Source organism: Candidatus Dormiibacterota bacterium (assembly GCA_036495095.1).
Lineage (GTDB): Bacteria > Chloroflexota > Dormibacteria > Aeolococcales > Aeolococcaceae > CF-96.
This window is the reverse complement of sequence record DASXNK010000159.1, coordinates 12067-26227: the sequence shown is the minus strand read 5'-3', so window position 1 is coordinate 26227 and position 14161 is coordinate 12067. Positions and strand designations below refer to the sequence as shown.

Sequence of the window (14161 nt, the reverse complement as noted above, 5' to 3'; positions counted from 1 at the left end):
TGCCCGGTTGCACCGGTCTATCGTCGCCGGATGGTCCTGAGCGTGCGCGCCCACCCCGGCGCCTCCCGCGAGCGGGTGAGATGGGACGGCGAGCGCCTCCACCTCTGGCTGACCGCCGCTGCCGCCGAGGGACAGGCCAACCGCGCCGTGGTCCTGGCGGTGGCGCGCTGGCTCGAGGTGCCGCCGGCGCGGGTCCGGCTGCGCGCCGGTACCCGCTCCCGCACCAAGCTGGTCGAGGTCGACGGCGATCCCCCGCTGCCCGCGGCCGCCGAGGGCTACCAGATCCGGTAGGGCAGGAACTTGCCGTGCAGGGTCAGCTTGACCCGGTCGCCCTTGGGGTCGGGCAGGCGCTCCATCTCCATCTCGAAGTCGATCGCCGACATGATCCCATCGCCGAAGTCCTCGTGGATCAGCTCCTTCAGGGTCGTCCCGTAGACCTGGACGATCTCGTAGAAGCGGTAGAGCAGCGGGTCGGTGGGGATGACGTCGCCGAGCGCCCCCTTGGAGGGCGAGCGCTGCAGCGCGCTGACCACCTCGTCGTCGAGGTCGAGGGCCGCGCCCACCCTCTCGGCGACGTCCCGTGGCATCGCCTGCTGCCCCAGCAGCGCCGACGTCGTCCACACCTTGCTGCGTCCCGCCACGTCGGCCAGCTCCGACCAGGTCTTGCCCTGGCGCAGGCGGGCGTCGACGATGATCTCGGTCGCCTCCTCGCGCTCCATGTCTCTCCCTCCAGGAGTGCTCGCTCGATCGACCGTCCGATGGTACGGACGCCCCCCCGACGGTGGCCTTGAGCGCGGTGGCCAATCCCGCGCCACCGGCGCTCGGAGCCCGCGCCCAAGCCCTCAGAGCTCCTGGCGGACCCAGGTGGCGATGATGACGTCGGGGCCCGCGGCGGCGTCGAGCCGCTGCCAGCCGCTCATCCGCCAGCCGTCGGCGAGCATGCGCCGGACGTCGCGCTCGTACTCCTCCCGGGAGCGGTAGCGGGTGACCATGAGGTCAGGCCGGTCCGCGCGTGACCGCTGACGCAAGCCGAGCCGGAAACCCATGCCTGGACCTCGCCGCCACATGCCTCACACCGCCCCGATGGAAAGAATAGATCCCGGAGACCTACGATGGGGGGAGCGGGGAGATCACCCTGAATGGGAGGCTCGAGGCCATGACCGACGTCGCCGCAGGCCGGCGGTACCAGCACCTGCTGCTCGAGGACGGCGGCCCCGTCGCCGTGGTCACCATGAACCGTCCGGAGCGGCGCAACGCTCTCTCGGTGGCGCACATGGAGGAGCTCGTCGACGCCCTCCGGGGCATCGGGAGCCGCTCCGACATCGGCGCGGTGGTGCTCCGCGGGGCCGGACCCGCCTTCTGCGCCGGGCACGACCTCGGTGAGATGGTCGACCGCGAGCTCGACGAGTTCCGGCACCTCTTCGCGGTCTGCACCACCCTGATGGAGACGATCCAGGGCATCCCCCAGCCGGTCATCGCCGAGGTGCACGGCATCGCCACCGCGGCCGGCTGCCAGCTGGTGGCCACCTGCGACCTGGCGGTCGCCGCCGACACCGCCCGCTTCGCCACCCCCGGGGTGCGCATCGGCCTCTTCTGCTCGACGCCGATGGTGGCGCTGAGCCGTGCCGTGGGCCGCAAGAAGGCGCTGGAGATGCTGCTGACCGGCGAGCCGGTCGGTGCCGAGGAGGCGCTGCGCCACGGCCTGGTCAACCGGGTGGTGCCCGCCGAGCGGCTGCGCGAGGAGACGACGGCGCTGGCGACCCAGGTCGCCGCCGCCAGCCACCACGTGGTCGGGCTGGGCAAGCACGCGTTCTACGAGCAGATCGAGATGACCCAGGACGCCGCCTACGAGCACACCCGCGAGGTGATGTCCCGGAACGCCACCGACGCCGACGGGCAGGAGGGGATCTGCGCCTTCCTCGAGAAGCGCCCGCCGGTGTGGCGGGGGCGCTGACCCGCTGCCCGTCCGGTCGGATGGGGGGATGTCAGACGCCCCCAACTGTGGTATGAACTGGCGGACCGGTCCGCCGTGAGGGGGGGGTCTGAGGGAGAGACTCCATGCGGCGAGATGTCGTGCGTGTGCTGGGAGCACTGGGGATGATGGTGGCCGCGGCGCTGCCCGCGACCGTCGGGGCGGCTGCGAGCGGCCCCCAGGTGGAGATCCGGTCGGGGAGCGCGTGCGGCGCCGCTGCCTACTGCATCAGCCCCAGCACCCTCACCGTTCCCGCGGGGGCCACCGTGCTCTGGCACAACCTGACCGGCGTGCCCCTGGTGATCAGCCGCTGCAGCCCGGCCACCTGCCCGGGGACGGGCCCGGGGACCGGACCCGACGCCGGCCCTGCCAGCTCCTCGCTCGGCGCCGGCTCGGAGTCCGGCGGGACCTTCCTGCGACCGGGCACCTACAACTACTCCTTCGTGGCCGGCGGCCTCGCCGTGCTCAGCGGCACCGTGACCGTGACCGCGGTGGGTGCACCGGCGGGCCGCGCGGTGGCGGCCGCCCCGCCGGTCGCCGCCGCCGCCGCCCCGGCTCCGGCCGCCCCCCGGCCGGTGGCGGTGGCGCCGGTCCAGAGCGCCGTCAGCCCGCTGCTGCCGGCTCTCGTCCCCGCCCCGGCCGCGCCCGCGGTGGCGGCGCCGGCGGGGCCGCAGGTGGCGACCCCCAGCACCGGCGGGGCGCCGCCCTGGGGACTGGCCCTGCTCCTCGGCGCCCTCGGAGCGGCGCTGGTCGGGCTGGGACGGCGGCAGCGCCGCCGGGACGGCTGATCGGGGGAGGCGGTCCGCGGCGAACCGCCGCGTATCATCTCGCGGATGCAACCGGCCGGCCTGCGTGCGCTGTGGCGGCGCTTCGAGCCCATTCACGCCGTCGTCTACTTCGCGCCCGAGGGGCGTGATCAGTACGGCGCGGCGGGGCTCCGCGGCGGCTGGATGGGCTACTTCGCCTCGCGCTCGGCACCGATGGGGCCGGTGCCGGCCGAGGTGGTGACCGCGACGTTCTACGTGTTCCACCCCGCGATGGCGGCCCGCGCCATCCCCGACGCCTGGCGCCTCTCCTCCCCGGAGCGGGTGCTGGAGGCCCGCACCGCCGTCGCCGGCTCCGCGCTGCGCCGCCTTCTCGGCGATGCCGCGGACTCGGAGGCGGTGGTCGAGGCGGCCGGTCTGGGCCGCCGGGCGGTGGAGGGGTGCGCTCTCGCCGGGCGGCCGCTGTACGCCGCCCACGCCGCGCTGCCCTGGCCCGAGGAGCCCCATCTCGCCCTCTGGCACGCGTGCACCCTGCTCCGCGAGCACCGCTTCGACGGCCACGTCGCCACCCTCGTCTCCGAGGGTCTCGACGGCTGCGCCGCCAACCTCACCCTCGCCGGCACCGGGGTCATCGACGCCGAGCAGCTGCGCGGCTTCCGGGGCTGGTCCGAGGAGGAGTGGGCGGCGGCGGCGGCGGCGCTGCAAGAGCGCGGCTGGCTGGACGCGGACGGCCGCCTCACCGAGGCGGGTGCCGACGCCCGCCGGCGGGTGGAGGAGAGCACCGACCGGCTCGCCGGCGGCCCCGCCGAGGCGCTGGGCGCGGCCGGCTGCGAGCGCTTCGAGACCCTGATCGCCGGGCTCGGCGATCGCATCCTCGAGGGCGGCGGGCTGCCCTTCCCCAACCCGATCGGGCTGACCCGGCCCTCGGCGGCGGCCCGGTGAGGCGCTGGGCGGTCACCGCGCTGCTCGCCGCGCTCCTGGCCGGCTGCGGCGAGGACGCGGGCGGCGGTCCCCCCGCCACCCCGGCGACCGACGGCCCGGTGAGCCTGGTGGTGCAGCCCACCATCACCGAGCTGCTCACCGGCACCGACCGCATCGGCCTCGCCCTGCTCGACAAGGCGGGCAAGCCGGTCGCCGGCGCCCAGGTCTCGATGGTGGTCCAGGGCATTGGCGGCGTCGACGAGCACCGCCCCCTGCGCGACATCGGCCCCGAGTACGGCGGCATCCCCGTCTACACCGGCACCGCGAACTTCCCCCAGGTCGGGGTCTACCGGCTGCTGGTCTCCGCCATCCTGCCCGGCGGCCGCACCGGTGGCGGCACCATCTCGGTGCGGGTGAGCGACAAGGGCCCGGGCCTGAGCATCGGCGCCCACGCGCCGGCGGTGCGCCAGCCGATCCTCGGCGACCCCGGGGTCACCATCGCCCAGGTCGACAGCGGCAACCCGCCCGACAGCTGGCACAACGCCACCGTCGCCGACGGCCTCGCCAAGCACCGGCCGATGGTCCTGTACTTCGGTGAGCCCGGCTTCTGCAAGTCGCGCACCTGCGGCCCCACCGTGCAGATCCTCCAGCAGTTCGCCCAGCGGTACGGCGACCGCGTCCTCGTCGAGCACGTCGAGGACCACTTCCCCGCCGGCCCCGACGAGGGCGCGAAGGACAACCCCGGGTTCACCGCCTTCGGCCTGGCCACCGATCCCTGGATCTACTTCGTCAACGCCGACGGGGTGATCTCCGACCGCTTCGAGGGCCCGGTGACGGTGGCCGACCTCGCCTCCGCCGCCGACGGCACCCTGGCCGGGAAGGTGCCCGCGGTCGACATCGCGCTCAACGGCTGAGCCGCCGGTGGACCGGGTGTAACCGGGCGCGTATGGGTGGGCGTGACCCCGTCTGACGTTCGGCCGCTGCGCCTCGGTATCGTCGACGGCATGGCCCCGCCCGACTGGGAGGCGGTGTACCGCGACAACATCGTCAGCATCTACCGCCTCATGTACTCGAGGGTGGGCAACCAGCCCGACGCCGAGGACCTCACCTCGCAGGTGTTCCTCGGCGCTCTCCCCCACCTCCGCCCCGGGGCCTCGGGCGGCGAGGTGCACCGCTACCTGCTGGCGACGGCGCGCACCGTGCTCGCCGACCACTGGCGCCGGCGCATGGGGGTCGAGCTCACCACCCTCGACGAGGAGACCGCCGCCGCCCCCGGAGAGGGCGGCGACGCCGGTGAGGCGACCGCCACGGAGCGGGTGCGCCGGGTGCGCCGGCTGCTGAGCGCCCTTCCCGCCAACCATCGCACCATCCTCGAGCTGCGCTTCCTCTCCGGCTGCTCGCTGCGCGAGGCGGCGGCGCGCATGGGCATCAGCGTGGGCAATGCCAAGGTGGTGCAGTACCGCGCGCTGCGGCGCGCCGCCGAGCTCGAACACGAGGTGGCGCCGTGAGCCGCCGGGTCCGGCGCGTCGCCGCCTACGTCGACGCGCTGCTCCGCAACCGCCGGCCACCCCGGGGCCGGCAGGACGCCGACGACCTCGAGGCGCTCGCCGCCGCGATCGAGCTCTCGGCCGCGCGCCCCCAGGCGGGGCTGCCCGACCCCCGCTTCGTCGAGCGGCTGGAGGCCCGGCTGCGCGAGCACGCCGGCGGCGATGTCCCCGCCGGAGGGCGGCTCAGCCGCCGCGGCCTGCTCCGCGCCGGGGGCCTGGCGGCGGCGGCGGCGGCCACCGGCGTGGTGGTCGACCGGCTCGCCGTCGACCACCCCCCGGGCAGCCCCGGCGAGCCGGAGGAGCTGGCGGTCGACGGCGGCCGCTGGCACGCCGTGGTGGCCCTCGACGCCCTGCCCGTGGGCCGGGCGGCGCGCTTCTCCACCGGCCGGGTGGAGGGGGTGGTGGTCCACCGCGGCGGCGGCGACCTTCTCGCGCTCTCGGCGGTGTGCACCCACCTGGGCTGCATCCTGCAGCTCGACCAGAACGCCGGCCGGCTCGACTGCCCCTGCCACCGCGCCGCCTTCGGGCTCGGTGGCGAGGTGCTGTACCACGAGCAGCCCCAGCCGCTGCGGCCGCTGCCGCGCATTCCCGTCCGGATCCGCGATGGCCAGGTCGAGGTGCACGTCGTCTAGCCATCGCCAGGGGATCGCGCGGCGGGGCGGCCGGACCGGCCGCCCGCCGCCGGGTCAGGTCAGTGTCCGGTCAGCTTGTCCTTGATGCTCCTGGCGGCGTCCTTGACGCTCTCCGCGGCATCCTTGACATGGCCCTTGACGTTCTCGGCCTTGCCCTCGGCCTCGAGGTCGGGGTCGCCGGTCGCGCGCCCGGCGACCTCCTTGACCTTTCCGGTCGCCTGGTCGATCTCTCCGGCCATGGGATCTCCTCCGCTCTGGCTGCGAGGCGCGGTGCGCATCCCGCAGGAGCTGATGCTTGATGATAGAAAGCATGATAGCGTCTCAGTAACACATCTCGCCATCGCCCCCCCGGCTGTGAGGCGGCCGGCTTCGCTGTATGGTGGTGGCAGTGAACGCACCGGGCAGCCCTCCGTGAGCTACCTGCAGGGGCTCCACGGTGTCGTCGCCATCGTCCTCCTGTGCAGCCTGCTGTTCGCGGAGGAGGCGGGGATCCCCATCCCCTTCGCCCCCGGCGAGCTGGTGCTCATGGCCGGTGGGCTGCTGATCGCCGCCGGCGGCCTCGACCCGGTGGTGTTCGTGCCCCTCGCCATCGCCGCCTCGCTGGCGGGCTCGATGGTGGGCTACAGCTGGGCCCGGCTGGTCGGCGAGCACGGCCTCACCACCCTCGCCCGGCGCCTTCGGCAGGCAGAGAACCTCGCCCGGGTGTCGGGGCGGATCCGCTCCGCGGGGCCGAGGGCGATCGCCGTCTCCCGCCTCATCCCCGGGCTGCGCATCTACACGTCGCTGGTCGCCGGCGCCGCCGGGGTCGAGCGGCGCACCTTCCTGCTCGGGGTGGTGCCCCCGACGGTGGCCTGGGTGGGCGTCTTCGTCGTGCTCGGAGCGGTGGTCGGCATCCCCGTCGAGCACTTCCTCGGCGAGGTGCAGAAGCTGGCGGTGCAGGGGGCGATCCTCGTCGCCATCGGATTGGGCAGCTTCATCGCCATCCGGCGGGTGCCGGCGGGCGACCGCGGCGCCCTGGTGCGCATGCCCGACGGGGTGCGGCTGGTGCTCGCCCTCGCCGTCGACCTGGGCCTCGTCGCCAGCATGCTCTCGGGGGTGGTGGCCCTGGTCCGCCGCCTGGTCGGCGCCGGTTTGATCGCGGGCTGGGCGGACGCCCTCGTGGTCGCCACCGGGATCGGCATCTTCTACCTGGTGATCACCCGCCGCGGCACCGGCGCCACCGCCGGCGAGGCCCTGCTGCGCACCACCTACATCGCCCGCCGCCACCGCGGGCCGGCATCGCCCACCCCGGCCATCGGCGACCTTCCCGCCGCGGACGGCGACCTGCTCCACGCCGCCACCCTGCTGCGCCTGGTCGCCGACGTCAGCCGGCTGCGCCTGCTCCGCCACCTGCTCGCCGGCGAGCGGAGCAGCGCCGAGCTGGCCCGCGAGACCGGGCTGCCCGTCTCCGAGGTCGTCTACCACCTCGGCCAGCTCTGGCGTGCTCAGCTGGTGGTGCCCACCGAGGCGGGCCGAGGCGAGGTCCGATACGCGGTGCCGGATGGGAGCCCCCGCGACGCGGTGCTCGGCCTGCTCACCCTGGCGGCGGCGGTCGACCGGCCCGCGCTGACACCCTCCGGCTAGAGGCTAGGCCCGGCGCTCGGCGATGCCGCTGCCCACGGGAACGGGCGGGGAGCCGTTGCTCTCCTCGACGCGGTCACGCCCGGCCATCGTCGCCGGGGTGAGGCCGCCGGCGGGCTCGCCGGCGCCGTTGTCGCAGGAGCGCAGGTCGGGGTCGCGCTCGGCGTTCACGGCGCCGCCGATCATCACGATCTGGCCGAGGACGAAGAAGTAGAAGAGCAGCAGGAAGAACAGCGCGAAGGTCTGCCCGTAGGCGGCGAAGCCCCCGCTGAGGCGGAAGTACAGGGGGAAGACCAGGGTGAAGCCTTCGAAGAGAGCCGCCGCCACCAGCGCGCCGGGAAGCACCTGGCGGAGCCGCTGGCGGCGGTTGGGGACGACGTAGTAGATCGCCGTGAAGAGCAGGGTGGCGTCGAGGATGCCGAGGCCGAGCTGGAGGAGCAGCGAGACCGGTCCGATCCGGAAGACGGTCGGCACCAGGGGCAGCTTCTCGAGCAGCCCGAGCAGGCTGCCGCTGAGGATCAGCGGCACCGTCAGCACCGTGAACAGCAGGATCATGCCGAAGGACATCAGCTTCTGCGGGATGAAGTCCCGCGCCTTGCATCCGGAGAGGCTGGAGAGCGCCTGGTCCATCGCCCCGAAGAGGGCGGAGCCGCTCCAGAAGAGGCCGGCGAGGCCGAGGATGGCGAAGACGCCGGTCTTCTCCTTGAAGGAGTTGAGGGCGACGATGATCTCGCAGTTCGAGCTGTTGCGGCAGTTGGGGAAGCCGGCGGCGATCTGGCGCTCGATGCTGTCCTTCAGCCCCTGGTCCTGGAGGAGCAGGCCGAGCACGGTGATCGTCACCAGGACGATCGGGAAGAACGCGAAGAGCGCGTTCCAGGCGATCAGGGTTCCCCAGTTCGTCCCCTGGGCGTCGAGGTAGCGCTTGATCACCCGCACGGGGAAGGAGTTGAGCAGACGTCGCTTCATGGTGGCCTCGTTCCCATCCCCACGGCTCGACTTATGATAGTGCCGATATCATGTTGCCCGCGCCCCGGGGCCGTCAAGGGGGCGGGCTCGGATGATCCTCCGCGCGGCGCCGCAGCGCCAGGGCCCCGCCGGCGAGCGCCAGCAGCAGCGCGAGCAGGCCGAGCACGACCGCGGGTGCGGGGCCGCCGTGGTCGGCGGGGGCGGCGGTGAGCGGCGGCTGCGGGGCGGTGGGGAGGACGGTCCCCGAGGTGGTCGCGGTCTCGGTGTCGGTCTCGGCGTCGCTGAGCGGCGTCTGGGCCGCCGCCACCGGCGGCACGGTGGTGGTGGTGCTGCTGCTGGTGGTCCGGACCGGGGTCGAGGTGGGGGCCGGGCTGGCGCTGTGCGCGGGCGTCCCCGACCCCGTGGCCGGAACCGTGGCGGCCGCCCGCGCGGTGGCCGCCACCGTGGGCGCGGGGCGGGGAGCCGGCACCGCGGTCGGCGCGGCGGTCGCGGTGGGGCTGGGCGCGGGGTTGACCGTGATCGAGGCGTGCATCGTGTCGGGGTGGTTCTGGCAGTGGAAGGTGTAGCTGCCCGGGACGGTGAAGCGGTACTCGTGGTACGAGCCCTGGCCGTTGAGGTCGTGGCTGCGGAAGCCCGGGTCGGGCGTCACCGTCGGCGTCACCGTGTGGTTCACGGTGGTGGGGTTGAGCCAGGTCATGGTGTCGCCGGCGGTGATGCTCGCCGGCACCCCCTGGTAGACGTACGGCGACTGGGGGGTGCCGGCGCCGCCGATGGTCACCCCATGGGTCGACGCCGCCCCGCCCGTCGCCGGCGGCAGCAGCATCCCGAGCACCGCCACGCTGGCGAGCAGCTGCGACACGCGAGGCCGGGCCGGGGCGGGCATGGGGCACATCGTATGGCCGCCGGGCACCCTCTCACCGGGCGCGGCGCCGCCACCACATCCCTCCGCCCGCCGCCGCGACCGCGAGCAGGCCCAGGCCGGCCGCCAGCGCCGGCACCGGCGAGCCGGTCGGGGCGGAGGCCGGGGCCGGGGCGGCCGGCCCGGTGCCGCCGGTGGGGCCGGTCGGGGCGTCCCCGGCGGCCCCGACGGCGGCCGGGACCTGGGCGACCGGCGCCGCGGTGGTCTCGGCGGCGGGGGCGGCGGTGGCGACCGGGGCCGGCGGGGGGGTGGCCGCCGCCGCCGGGGCCGGGGGCGCCGGCGCGGCGGTGGCGACGTGCGCCGGCGAGGGCGGTGGCGGCGGCGCGGTGGTGGGTCGGGGCGCCGTCGGCGGCGGCGGGGCGGGCACCTGGGTCGGCGCCGGGGTGGCGGGGGCGCCGCTCACCACCACCGTGCCGGTCATGTCGGGGTGGATGTCGCAGTGGTAGCCGTAGCTGCCGGGGGTGGTGAAGGTGAAGCCGTAGCCGCTCCCCATCGTCAGGGTGCCGCTGCCCGGACCCGCGCCCGGGCAGGAGGCGTCGCAGGTGACGGTGTGGGGCGCGCTGCTGGCGCTGGTCCAGGTCACCCGGGTGCCGGCGGCGACCGTGATCGTCCCCGGGGTGAAGCAGTGGGCGAGCGACCCGCAGCCGTCGGTGATCCGGGCGGTGGCGGCGGCCGCGGGGGCGGCGCCGGCGGGCGCGGTCGCGGCGGCGGCGAGGCCGAGACCGAGGCCGGCGGCGGCGGCGAGGGATCCGAACCGGGACATGCTGACACTCCTCCTTGCCGCCACTCGACAGCAGGTACGGAGGGTGGTTACGCATCCGTGATCTCCCCGGCGACGAGACCCCGTGTAGGATGCAGCCCGGCGCGGGTATCCAGACCGCGTCGGGGCGCACCCCGGCGCCCGGCAGGCACACGGAGGTCCGCGCGGTGAACCCGACCGCTGTCATCCCCATGGTGGTGGAGACCACCAACCGCGGCGAGCGCGCCTTCGACATCTACTCGCGCCTGCTGCGCGACCGGGTGATCTTCCTCGGCACGCCGGTCGACGACAACGTCGCCAACGTCATCATGGCCCAGCTCCTGTTCCTCGAGGCCGAGGACGCGGAGAAGGACATCTCGATCTACATCAACTCGCCGGGCGGCTCGGTGACGGCCGGGCTGGCGATCTACGACACCATGCAGTACGTGCGTCCGCGGGTCAGCACCATCTGCATCGGCCTGGCGGCGTCGATGGGCGCGCTCATCCTCGCCGGCGGCGCCCCGGGGATGCGCTACAGCCTGCCCAACTCGCGGATGCTCATCCACCAGGTGTCGGGCGGCTTCCGCGGCCAGGCAACGGACATCGAGATCCACGCCCGCGAGGCCCTCTTCCTCCGCAACCGGCTCGACGAGATCCTCGCCAAGCACACCGGGAAGGACCTCGACACCATCCACCGCGACACCGAGCGCGACTACTTCATGGACCCGGGGGAGGCGAAGAGCTACGGCCTGATCGACGAGATCATCCGCGGCACCCGCGGCGCCGGGGCGGTGGTCACGCCCGGGGGCGAGGGCAGCACCTCCTAGATCCGCCGAGATCCGCGCGGCGCCGGGCCGCGTATCGTTCCCGTATGGACGCCGCCGCGGTCCACCGGCTGTGCCTGCTCGAGCTCGGCGACCCCGACGACGCGCTCGCAGCCGCCGCGGCCGCCCTGGCGGCGGTGCCCCCTGGCGCCGCGGCCCCGGAGCCCGACGGCGATCCCGAGGCCGAGCGGGTGCGGATCCTGCGGCTGACCCGCGCCGCGATCGCCTCGCGGAGGCGGCGGCGCCTCGCCGGCCGGCTGCTCCGGCGCCGTCCCGCCCGCGGCGGCATCCCCGACCGGCTCGCCGGGCTGCGCGGGCGGGAGCGCTCGGTGCTCGCCCTCGAGCTCGGCGCCGGCCTCGGCACCGCCGCCGTCGCCGAGCTCCTCGACGTCGGCGAGGCGGCGGTGATCCGGGCCCGGCGCCGCGCCCTGGGCCGGCTGCGCGATCCCCCGTCCGGCGAGATCGCCACCCCCGCCGGGCTCGACGAGCGGGTGCGGCGGGCGCTGGCGGCGCGGCGCCGGCGCGAGCGCCTCCACCCCCGGCGGCTGCTCGCCGGGGGGCCGGGACCCCGGCTGGCGGTCGCCGCGGTCGCCGCCGCCCTGGTCGGAGGGGTGGGGGCGTCCGCCGGTGCGCTCGGCCAGCAACCCCATGCCCGCCCCGGCGGCCGGGTCACCGGGGTGGCGGCCGCGGCACCGGCGGGACCGCCGGCCCGCGCCTTCGCCGCCGCCGGCTACGACCCCGTCCGCGGCGAGGTCGTGCTCTTCGGCGGGCGCGCCGGCGAGAACCGGCTGCTCGGCGACACCTGGACCTGGGACGGCGCCGCCTGGCATCGCCGCCACCCGGCCCGGTCGCCCTCGCCGCGGAAGGCCGCGGCGCTGGCGTGGGACCCGTCGAGCCGCCGCCTCCTGCTCTTCGGCGGTGAGGGGTCGACCGCCCCGGGCATGCCCGAGGCGTCGCTGCGGGACACCTGGGCCTGGGACGGGAGCGGCTGGAGCCGGCTGCAGACCACCCTCTCCCCGCCCGGCCGGCTGGGAACGGGCACCGCGGCGCTGGCCACCGACGAGGCCGCCGGCCGGGTGCTGCTGGTGAGCGACGGCGGCCGGCGGGGCTCGCCCTGCACCCTCGCAACCTGGCGCTGGACCGGAGCCGGCTGGGCGGAGCTGGCTCCCGCCACCGCGCCGCGAGCGGCGCTCAGCGGCCGGCTCGCCTACGACCCCGCCGCCCGCGGCCTGGTGCTGGTCACCGCCCTGCCCACCGCCTCGGCCTGCGGCGGCGTCGCCGCCACCGCGGCGGTGTGGAGCTGGGACGGCGACGGCTGGACCGAGCGCCACCCCGGCACCGAGCTCGCTGCCAAGCGGGTCGTCGACGGCCAGCTGAGCGGCTCCCCCGGCGGCGTCGTCGTCCCCGGCTACGACACCTGGTCCTGGCAGGACGGCGACTGGTACGACGCCGGACCCGACCCCGAGGGGCCGGGGGCGCGATTCGGGGCGGCGGTCGCCTACGACGCGCGGCGCGGCCAGGCGCTCCTCTTCGGCGGCTGCTGCATCGTCGGCGGCCGCTCCGGGAGCGTCTACGACGACAGCTGGACGTGGTCCGGGCGGGGCTGGCTGCGCCGGGGCGGCTCGCTTCCCCCGGCGGAGATCGCCACCGCCGCGACCCCGCCGTCGCCGTGGGTGCGCGGCGTGCTGCCGCTGGGCAGTGTCGATGCCGTGGCCGTGGACGGCGACGCCGTCTACGCCGTCGTCGAGCGCCTCACCCTGGGGGTGTGGGACCCGGACCGGGCGATGGTGGCGCGCCTCGACCGCGCCACCGGCCGGGTGACGATGGCCGGGCCCTTTCCCGCCGCCGACAGCCTCGCCCTCGCCGGCGGCCTGCTCTGGGTGGGCGCGGGGGTGCACCCGGGAGTCTCCAACCCCGGGCGCCAGGCGCTCTACGGACTCGACCCGGCGAGCCTGCAGGTGGAGCACGAGGTGGCGCTGCAGCCCCCCGCCGATCTCGAGCAGTTCTCGGCACGGCTGGCGGGAACCGACGGGCTGCTCTGGCTGGGCTGGGGCCACGACCTGCTCGGTGTCGACCCCACCGCCGGCACCCTGCTGCGCTCCCTCCCCCAGGACGGGGGCGGCGGCATCGACGACGTCGCCCTCGACCCCGCCCGGGCGCACCTGTACGTGAGCACGCGGCTGCCCTCCGGCGACGCCCTGGTCAGCGTCCACGACCCCGCGAGCGGCGCCGGGCGGGCGTCGGCCACCGAGCACAGCACCGCCGGCGCCCGGCTCGCCGCCGACAGCGACGGGGTGTGGATCACCCATCCCACCGGCCTGTCCTCGGAGCTCAGCCACCGCCGCGCCGCCGACCTCCGCGCCCTCGCCGCGCCACTGGCGGTGACCTCCGGCGGCCTGCCCAGCGGCAACACCCTGCGCGCCTTCGTGGTCGACGGACTGCTCTGGCTCGCCGACGCGCAGCGGGCCACGCTGAGCTGCGCCGACCCCCACAGCGGGGCGGTCCGCGCCACCGCCGGCGTCGCCCGCCCCCACGAGCTCACCGGCGACAGCTCCGGCCTCTACCTCGGCGACACCGACGGGGTGGTGCTCATCGGCCTCGACCCTCGCTGCGCCGGCTGACCACGTCGGCGGCGAGGATGTGGAGCATGTCCTGGTCGCGGCCCAGGTGGGTGGCGTCGTTGAGCCCGAGCAGCACCCGCTCGTCGCCCCGGATCAGCACCGACGAGATGCCGGTGTGCCAGGGCACGAACCACATGTGGCGCTGCGCCCCGGTCCACGAGCCGAGCACGGCGTTGATGAACCCGCCGTGGGAGACGCAGGCGATCACCCCGCCTTGGTGGCGCTCGGTCACCCGGTCGATGGCGGCGAGCCCGCGCTCCAGCAGCGACTCCAGGGACTCCTCGCCGTCCTCGCCGGTCCAGCGGGCGCGGGACAGCACCCGCACCGCGTTGAGCGCGGCGGTGACGTAGTCGTCCGGATCGGGCTCCAGCAGCCCGCGGTAGCGGCGCCAGCGCGCCTCCTCGCCGAGGCGGACCTCCTCCAGCCCCTCCTCCACCTCGGCCTCGAGCCCGGCCCGCCCGGCCACGACCTCGGCGGTGCGCCGGGCGCGCCGAAGGTGGCTGGAGACCACCGCGGTGAGCGGCAGGGCGGCGAGCCGCTCGGCGAGCCGCTCCGCCTGCCGCTCGCCGCGGTCGCTGAGCGGGGCGTCGCGGCGCTGCATCGTCGCCTGCTCGGCGTGGCGGATCAGCAGCAGCA

17 protein-coding genes are annotated in these 14161 nt (G+C 75.7%); 10 read left to right on the top strand and 7 right to left on the bottom strand.

Annotation, left to right across the window (positions count from 1 at the left end; all coding sequences use genetic code 11):
* Positions 1–30 precede the first annotated feature (30 nt).
* The gene (locus VGL20_16150) at positions 31–291 is read left to right on the top strand and encodes a DUF167 domain-containing protein (GenBank protein ID HEY2705214.1); all 261 of its coding nucleotides are present in this window, start codon (positions 31–33) and stop codon (positions 289–291) included.
* Here the strand turns inward: VGL20_16150 and cynS are convergent.
* A complete protein-coding gene (gene cynS / locus VGL20_16145) occupies positions 276–719 on the bottom strand; it encodes a cyanase (GenBank protein ID HEY2705213.1) in 444 nt (147 codons plus the stop codon). The genes VGL20_16150 and cynS overlap by 16 nt on opposite strands.
* Before the next feature lie 123 nt (positions 720–842).
* Positions 843–992, bottom strand: a complete 150-nt coding sequence (locus VGL20_16140; protein ID HEY2705212.1) for a hypothetical protein — start codon at positions 990–992, stop codon at positions 843–845.
* Positions 993–1156: 164 nt separating this feature from the next.
* On the opposite strand from VGL20_16140, the gene VGL20_16135 reads away from it, so the two are divergent.
* The 6 genes from VGL20_16135 (at position 1157) to VGL20_16110 (ending at position 5836) form a co-directional block, all read left to right on the top strand.
* Complete coding sequence (locus VGL20_16135; protein HEY2705211.1) at positions 1157–1954, top strand: enoyl-CoA hydratase; 798 nt, start codon at positions 1157–1159, stop codon at positions 1952–1954.
* Between the two features lie 104 nt (positions 1955–2058).
* Complete coding sequence (locus tag VGL20_16130; GenBank protein ID HEY2705210.1) at positions 2059–2760, top strand: hypothetical protein; 702 nt, start codon at positions 2059–2061, stop codon at positions 2758–2760.
* 45 nt (positions 2761–2805) lie between these two features.
* Positions 2806–3678, top strand: a complete 873-nt coding sequence (locus VGL20_16125) for a hypothetical protein (GenBank protein HEY2705209.1) — start codon at positions 2806–2808, stop codon at positions 3676–3678.
* Positions 3675–4571, top strand: coding sequence for a hypothetical protein (locus tag VGL20_16120; GenBank protein HEY2705208.1), 897 nt, complete (start codon positions 3675–3677; stop codon positions 4569–4571). The genes VGL20_16125 and VGL20_16120 overlap by 4 nt, the downstream gene beginning before the upstream one ends.
* A 42-nt stretch (positions 4572–4613) precedes the next feature.
* Positions 4614–5165: a sigma-70 family RNA polymerase sigma factor gene (locus VGL20_16115; GenBank protein HEY2705207.1), complete on the top strand. Its 552-nt coding sequence runs from the start codon at positions 4614–4616 to the stop codon at positions 5163–5165.
* Positions 5162–5836 (top strand): Rieske (2Fe-2S) protein, encoded by a 675-nt coding sequence (locus tag VGL20_16110; protein ID HEY2705206.1) that lies wholly within the window; start codon positions 5162–5164, stop codon positions 5834–5836. Before VGL20_16115 ends, VGL20_16110 begins: the two co-directional genes overlap by 4 nt.
* Before the next feature lie 59 nt (positions 5837–5895).
* Here the strand turns inward: VGL20_16110 and VGL20_16105 are convergent, their stop codons facing one another.
* Complete coding sequence (locus tag VGL20_16105) at positions 5896–6075, bottom strand: CsbD family protein (GenBank protein ID HEY2705205.1); 180 nt, start codon at positions 6073–6075, stop codon at positions 5896–5898.
* Between the two features lie 172 nt (positions 6076–6247).
* Here VGL20_16105 and VGL20_16100 point away from each other — a divergent pair, with 172 nt between their 5' ends.
* A complete protein-coding gene (locus VGL20_16100; protein ID HEY2705204.1) occupies positions 6248–7459 on the top strand; it encodes a VTT domain-containing protein in 1212 nt (403 codons plus the stop codon).
* A gap of 3 nt (positions 7460–7462) precedes the next feature.
* On the opposite strand, the gene VGL20_16095 is transcribed toward VGL20_16100, so the two are convergent.
* The 3 genes from VGL20_16095 to VGL20_16085 form a co-directional block, all read right to left on the bottom strand.
* Positions 7463–8422: a YihY/virulence factor BrkB family protein gene (locus VGL20_16095; protein HEY2705203.1), complete on the bottom strand. Its 960-nt coding sequence runs from the start codon at positions 8420–8422 to the stop codon at positions 7463–7465.
* A gap of 73 nt (positions 8423–8495) precedes the next feature.
* Positions 8496–9305, bottom strand: coding sequence for a plastocyanin/azurin family copper-binding protein (locus VGL20_16090; protein HEY2705202.1), 810 nt, complete (start codon positions 9303–9305; stop codon positions 8496–8498).
* Positions 9306–9336: 31 nt separating this feature from the next.
* Complete coding sequence (locus tag VGL20_16085) at positions 9337–10104, bottom strand: plastocyanin/azurin family copper-binding protein (protein ID HEY2705201.1); 768 nt, start codon at positions 10102–10104, stop codon at positions 9337–9339.
* Between the two features lie 164 nt (positions 10105–10268).
* Here VGL20_16085 and clpP point away from each other — a divergent pair, with 164 nt between their 5' ends.
* Together clpP and VGL20_16075 are read left to right on the top strand one after the other, a co-directional pair.
* Positions 10269–10907: an ATP-dependent Clp endopeptidase proteolytic subunit ClpP gene (clpP, locus tag VGL20_16080; protein ID HEY2705200.1), complete on the top strand. Its 639-nt coding sequence runs from the start codon at positions 10269–10271 to the stop codon at positions 10905–10907.
* Between the two features lie 44 nt (positions 10908–10951).
* Positions 10952–13525, top strand: a complete 2574-nt coding sequence (locus VGL20_16075; protein HEY2705199.1) for a hypothetical protein — start codon at positions 10952–10954, stop codon at positions 13523–13525.
* Here VGL20_16075 and VGL20_16070 read toward each other — a convergent pair.
* Positions 13494–14150, bottom strand: a complete 657-nt coding sequence (locus VGL20_16070) for a histidine phosphatase family protein (GenBank protein ID HEY2705198.1) — start codon at positions 14148–14150, stop codon at positions 13494–13496. The genes VGL20_16075 and VGL20_16070 overlap by 32 nt on opposite strands.
* Positions 14151–14161: the final 11 nt, after the last annotated feature.